Consider the following 946-nt stretch of genomic DNA (forward strand, 5'->3'; position numbering starts at 1 on the left):
ATTATGGTATTTGTTTGATAAAACCTAATAAATTATATAGTTTATAATTGCAATATTTTCATATGATTAATTTTCATATACCATAACTTCACTAAAACTAAAACCTAATAAATTGTTTTCTCTCACTATTTTTCTAAATTCACTTGATACAAAAACAGGTATTTCATCATCTTTAATTCTAAATATATGACTTCCATCAAGTTTTGATTTTTTTAAAACAGCCTTAGTAATACTTAGATATTCATTATTATCACCCATATAAGTATATACAGAATGTTCATAATCTAAAGCCTCAAGTGATTTTGTTACATGCATAATTTTACAATCATAATAATTTATTTCCTGACTTTTAATTTCTACATCTAAATATTGCACACAATCTTTGATTAAATCTTGCATTAAATTTATAAATTTAGGAGAGACTATACGCCAATTATATACATTAGATATTAAATCAGTCAGTATTTTACCATCATCTTTGTCTATTTCAAAACTAGGTGTTTGCCAATTTATAATAGGCTTGGATTCTAAAAGTGTATATTTATCATTATTTTTTATATCTGGTTTGATACAATTTATCCAATTATCTACATCATTATGTTGTCCATTATACATCATTTTATAATATCTCATTATTTTCTCTCCTTATAGTATTCTTTATTAAGTAAAGCAGGATTATTTTTTATTTCTTCTTTTAGTTTTTCAAATTCTTTTAAAAATTTATTCTTATCTCCTCTTGCTATTTTATCAATTTTACTCATTTTTTCAAGAATATATTCATGGTATTCATTAGGATGTCTTCCGCGATGTGGCATTTTAACTTTGTTCCAATCTCCATTTAGTTTTAAATCATATAAATTAAGTATCTCTTGAAATTTTGGAGTATATTTTTTATTCTTATCAGTAGCAATATGATGGGTTTGAATTGGTGATTGTTTGTTATCAT

Annotated in this window: 2 protein-coding genes; both read right to left on the reverse strand. The window is 23.6% G+C overall.

Annotated elements, in window-relative coordinates:
• Positions 1 to 66: 66 nt before the first annotated feature.
• Positions 67 to 633: an imm11 family protein gene (locus L8W69_RS09185; protein ID WP_263666993.1), complete on the reverse strand. Its 567-nt coding sequence runs from the start codon at positions 631 to 633 to the stop codon at positions 67 to 69.
• Positions 633 to 946 (reverse strand): AHH domain-containing protein (locus L8W69_RS09190; RefSeq protein WP_318529615.1); only part of this gene is annotated, 314 nt, incomplete at its 5' end. The genes L8W69_RS09185 and L8W69_RS09190, both read right to left, overlap by 1 nt.

The organism is Campylobacter sp. CNRCH_2016_3089, from assembly GCF_025772505.1.
Lineage (GTDB): Bacteria > Campylobacterota > Campylobacteria > Campylobacterales > Campylobacteraceae > Campylobacter_D > Campylobacter_D lari_D.

Excerpts from the sequence above, each read along its gene's own strand:
- L8W69_RS09185 (WP_263666993.1), bottom strand. The coding sequence starts at position 633 with ATGAGATATTATAAAATGATGTATAATGGACAACATAATGATGTAGAT.